Annotated in this window: 4 protein-coding genes and 1 pseudogene; 3 read left to right on the plus strand and 2 right to left on the minus strand. The window is 71.6% G+C overall.

Features of this window, described 5'->3' with window-relative positions:
* The 3 genes and pseudogenes from AN218_RS36890 to AN218_RS20570 all read left to right on the plus strand — a co-directional run.
* Nucleotides 1–653, plus strand: a pseudogene (locus AN218_RS36890) (hypothetical protein); the annotation flags it as partial.
* Nucleotides 654–787: 134 nt separating this feature from the next.
* A complete protein-coding gene (locus AN218_RS20565; RefSeq protein ID WP_070018371.1) occupies nt 788–1,030 on the plus strand; it encodes a hypothetical protein in 243 nt (80 codons plus the stop codon).
* 135 nt (nt 1,031–1,165) lie between these two features.
* On the plus strand, nt 1,166–1,804 hold the full coding sequence (locus tag AN218_RS20570; protein ID WP_070018372.1) for a DUF4142 domain-containing protein: 639 nt from the start codon (nt 1,166–1,168) through the stop codon (nt 1,802–1,804).
* A 55-nt stretch (nt 1,805–1,859) separates the two neighbouring features.
* On the opposite strand, the gene AN218_RS20575 is transcribed toward AN218_RS20570, so the two are convergent.
* Nucleotides 1,860–2,672 carry a heparin lyase I family protein gene (locus AN218_RS20575; RefSeq protein ID WP_070018373.1) on the minus strand — a complete coding sequence of 271 codons (813 nt, stop codon included), beginning with the start codon at nt 2,670–2,672 and terminating at the stop codon, nt 1,860–1,862.
* Nucleotides 2,673–2,948: 276 nt separating this feature from the next.
* Nucleotides 2,949–4,069 (minus strand): hypothetical protein (locus AN218_RS36895; RefSeq protein ID WP_107421522.1); only part of this gene is annotated, 1,121 nt, incomplete at its 5' end.

The raw sequence follows: 4,069 nt of genomic DNA on the forward strand, positions 1-4,069 counted from the left end.
CGGCGCTGCGCTGCGCCCTGTCGACGGCGGCCGTCCTCGCCCTGGTCTGCGCCCCGGTGGTGGTGGCGGGTGCGCGGGCCTGCGTCCAGCACGTGGTGCTCTATCCGCTCGGGCTCGCCGATGTGCCCTCGTCGGCGGCGAGTCCGCTGCCGGGGCATCTGCTGGCGACGTACGTCCCGCACGGCACCGCCGTCACGCTCGCGGCGCTGGCGCTCGCCGCCGTCCTCATGGCGGCCTCGCTCGTGCTGCGTCCGCCGCGTACCGCCTGGGTGGCCGCGGACCGGATCGCGCTGGGCCTGATCCTCGCGATGCTGCTGGCGCCGGCCTCGCGCAGCGGTTACCTCATCTATCCGCTGCTGCTGTTCGTCTGGTTCCGCATCGCGGCCCTGTACGGCGACGAGGCGGTGACGTCCGTACGGGCCTCGGCGGCCTGCCGGTACGGGCGGGTGCTGTGGGCCCGTGGCACACGGGGACCGGTGCGGCCGGAGTGCCTCCGCGGCGCGGAGGAGTCCTGCCGGCGGCCTCGGTCGGTGCGCGGCGCGGGCGAACTCGCCGGGTGCGGATGCCCCGAGCGCGGCGGGTGCCGGGAGGGCCGGACCGCGTATGCGTCGGCCTCTCCGGTGCGTACGGTGCGGGGGCGGCGCCCGCGCTGAACGGGCGGGGTGCGGGGCGAGTGCCGCGCGGACGGTACGGATCCGGATCCGCGCGGGCGGACGGCGGCGGGCGCCGGCAGGGGCGCGGGGTCGCGTCGGTGCCCCTTGTCGGTGCCCCTGGGCATGCTGGGGTCATGACCTACACGCATCCCAGACGACCGTGTCCGGTCTGCCGCCGCCTCATCTCCACGCCCGGCGGGAAGTTCGCCCGGCACGATCCCCCGGACGACGCCGGCATGCGCGCCTTCCTCGTCTCGTGCACCGGCAGCCTGCGGGACGCGCCCCCGGGCGGGGAGCAGCCGCTTCTGCCGCCCTTCGAGGACGGCGGGCACGACGACGGGTCGGTGCAGGAGGAGCTGTTTCCGGAAGGCCCGTGACCAGCGGCCCGGCCCCGATCCGGCCCCGGCCTGCCCGTCACGGAACCACCTTGTCAATCTGAACGGAATCTTCACCACGACCTCGCTGATCCCGCTAATGTCCGCCGGACAACAGAGATGTGTGGAGGGAAACGCATGCGCTCCGCCGTACCGTCGAGTCGTGCTGCCGGCACCGTGCTGGTCGTGTTCGGGCTCATAGCGACGCTCGCCTCGCTGCTGGTGCCCGTGTACTTCTTCGACGGCAACAGGTCCGCCGCCGTCGCCAGGTCCGGCTGGCAGGACGACGGCGAGGGGACCTGGAAGACGGAATACGGGCCGCTCACCTCGCTCGACCGGGAGTTTCTGCGCACGGTACGGGCGACCGGACTGTGGGAGCTGCCCGCCGGGCGCTCCGCGCGCGAGCGCAGCGACCGGCGGTCGGTGCGTATCGTCGGCGATCATCTCGTGGACGGCGACACGGAGTTGGACCGGCGGGTCATCGAGGCCGGACGGACGCTGAAGGTGGCGCTGCCGAACAAGCCGACCGGTACCGAGCAGGGATATCTGGACGAGCTGAAGCAGGCCAAGGGCGAGCAGTTCGACAAGGTGCTCGTGGGTCATCTCCGCAAGCACAACGGCGGGGTCATCAACCTCGTCGCCCTGGTGCGCGACCAGACGCAGAACTCGATGGTCCGGTCGCTGGCGACGAGGGTCAACTCGATCGTTCTGGACCACCTGGCCGTCCTGGAGGACACCGGGCTGATCGACTACGACCAGATCATCAACAAGGAATGAGCGGGGCGCCGGGCGGAAGTTGAGCGGGACCGGGGGGCGAGGGACGGGGTCCGGCTTATGCGGTCACCGACTCGTAGGTCGTCCCGACGCGGTGGGCGTTCTGGAAGACCGTGAGCGGCGGAATCGACGGGTCGCAGTACATCGTCGCGCCCTTCCAGTAGGAATTCCCGTCGATCAGCGTGGCGCACGGCGGCTGGAAATCCGCCAGCACCTGCTTGTCGTCGAGCCATACCTCCAGCAGGGACGACGCCGGATCCGCGGAGAACCGCACGCGGTAGACCAGTTTGCAGACGGTGTCGACGGCGATGGGGCCGAGTTCCTTCGTATACGCGTCGCCCGCGCCGCGTACCGAGAGTTTCCCGGAGTTCACGTCGAATTCGATCGGCGGGGATCCGTCGTTGCCGCCGTGATGGATCTGGTTCACCAGGCAGAAGGGGTTCTCCTGGTCCACGGGAAAGTCCTTGTCGAGCGCGAAGTCGACGCGGAAGAAGAGTTCCTGGCCTTCGCCGCAGTCGTCGCCCGCACCGGGGGCCGCTTCGTAGCGCTCCTGGTTCTCCTCCAGGGTGATCTTCAACGCGCGGCCCAGCTTCGGGTGGTCGACGACGGGCATCGGCGGCCCGTCGTTCTCGATGTCGCCGCCCCCGTACTGCACCTGCACGTTGCCGAAGCCGGCCTCGCTGGAATCCTTCGCCGCGGACAGATCCGCGGCCCACAGCAGTTCACCCGGAGCCTCCGCCTTCGCCTCCCGCTTCGTCTCCGCTTTCTTACGGGACGGTCCGGCCAGGGCGGTGGCCGCATAGCCGCCCGCGAGAGTTCCCGAAAGGGCGACGGCGCCTGCGCCGCGTACCAGAAATGACCTGCGGTCCACTGCAATCCCCGTTCTCTGCCGCGTCGTTGCCGCATGTGCGCCATGCGTTGCCGCGTGATGCGGCCGCCACGATGGCACCCGCCGCCACGGCCGCACAAGGCGCACAGCGAGAAAGTCGAAAGCGTCGCCTCTCATCATTGGACGGACCATTCACGGACGGTGTTTCCGCGGGTCCGGCAGCCGTCTACGGAACGGCATGTCAGAAATCACCGGCGTACATTCACGGGCTCGCTACGCCTTTCACCTCATCCGCCGCCGCGACCGGGCTCGGCCGCGTCATCGCGTCGTACAGCGGACTCCGCACTCCTGCCGGGTGCCGGGGAAGAGTTCGACCCGGAGGTCCCCGCTCTCCCTGATGACGTACGTCGGCCCGGTCCGGTGGTCCCAGCCGAGCGGGAGGAGGTAGTAGCGGCCGTTGCGTTCGACGAGGCGGCGCAGACCGCTGTAGCGGTACCGGAAGTGGGTGCCGGGGCCCAGGTCCTCGGCCTTCACCTGGGGCGGCCCGACCAGGCTGAGGCGCTCGGTGCTCAGCAGGACGACGGCCGGGCGGCGCACCAGGTTGTCGGCGGCCTGCCGGGCCTCCCGCTCACCCAACGCCCCGACGGCCAGGCTGAGTCCCCACATCACCAGCAGACCGGCCGTGAAGACCGGGACGGCCCGGCTCCACGTCCGGTGCGACGCCGACGCGGAAGGGCCCGGCTCCGGCGCCGTGCCGGGGCCGCCGCTCCAGCGGCTCTGCCCGAGCAGTACGCCGGCTGCCAGCAGCAGCGGAGCCGCCCACCGGAAGCCGCCGAGCCACGGCCACAGCACCAGGAGCAGCAGCCCGGCCCCGACGACGTACAGATGGGCACGGGCCACCGCGCGCACGGCACGTTCCAGGCGGTGCAGCGCGCGGCTCCCGTCGCGGCCGTCCGTCCGCGCGACGGGGTCGAGATACACGGCCAGTTGACGGGCAACGAGAACGGCGACCACGGCGACGAGCGCCGCCGGGGCCGTGACGACGTTCAGGCTCTGCATGGCGATCTCGGCGAAGCCGAAGCCGGCGCTGAAGATGTCCACGCGGAAGTAGCCGTAGTAGGCGCTCAGATAGATCGCGCCCAGGAAGAACATGACGGCCACGAGGAAGGACGCCTGCGCGACCACGACGCTCAGCAGGCCCGCCGCCGTGGGCTCCTCCCGGGGTGCCGGTTCCGGTACGGGTGCACCGCTCATGTGCCGGTCGGAGAGGGGCAGTTCGGGCTCGGCGAGCCGGTACCGTCCGTAGGAACGGCGTCGGTGGCGGCGGAGCCCGAGGGCGGCGCGCCGGTGGGGCCGGAATCCGCCGTGCCGGAGGGGCCCGGCGAGGACGGCGGGCCGCTGGAGGGCGGGCAGGTCCCACCGCCGCCCGTCTGTCCGCC

It is taken from the genome of Streptomyces nanshensis (assembly GCF_001751255.1).
Classification (GTDB): domain Bacteria; phylum Actinomycetota; class Actinomycetes; order Streptomycetales; family Streptomycetaceae; genus Streptomyces; species Streptomyces nanshensis_A.

Excerpts from the sequence above, each read along its gene's own strand:
- AN218_RS20565 (WP_070018371.1), top strand. The coding sequence starts at position 788 with ATGACCTACACGCATCCCAGACGACCGTGTCCGGTCTGCCGCCGCCTC.
- AN218_RS20570 (WP_070018372.1), top strand. The coding sequence starts at position 1,166 with ATGCGCTCCGCCGTACCGTCGAGTCGTGCTGCCGGCACCGTGCTGGTC.